This window comes from Erwinia sp. B116 (assembly GCF_002865965.1).
Taxonomy (GTDB): Bacteria; Pseudomonadota; Gammaproteobacteria; order Enterobacterales; family Enterobacteriaceae; genus Erwinia.
On the sequence record NZ_JRZZ01000140.1, the window covers coordinates 1 to 305 of the forward strand.

Annotated in this window: 1 protein-coding gene; it reads right to left on the reverse strand. The window is 47.9% G+C overall.

Annotated features, from left to right (window positions below):
• The coding region (locus tag NV64_RS22990; RefSeq protein WP_047963760.1) for a GTP-binding protein at positions 1 to 119 on the reverse strand (119 nt) is incomplete at its 3' end.
• Between the last annotated feature and the right edge of the window lie 186 nt (positions 120 to 305).

The following is a 305-nucleotide window of genomic DNA, read 5'->3' on the forward strand; positions in this document are numbered from 1 at the left end:
TAGGTTTTAGCCAGAACGGTGGTGATAGCAGCAGTCAGGGTAGTTTTACCGTGGTCAACGTGGCCGATAGTACCAACGTTGACGTGCGGTTTGGAACGTTCAAATTTTTCTTTAGACATCGCTTGTCCCTCTAAGACACGGATTAATCGGTGATATCACCACATCAACCAGGCATTGCCTGAATCGTTGAATTTTGTAACAGAGAAGAAGCAGGGAGGGAGATTTTGAAAGTGGTGCTGATACCCAGAGTCGAACTGGGGACCTCACCCTTACCAAGGGTGCGCTCTACCAACTGAGCCATATCA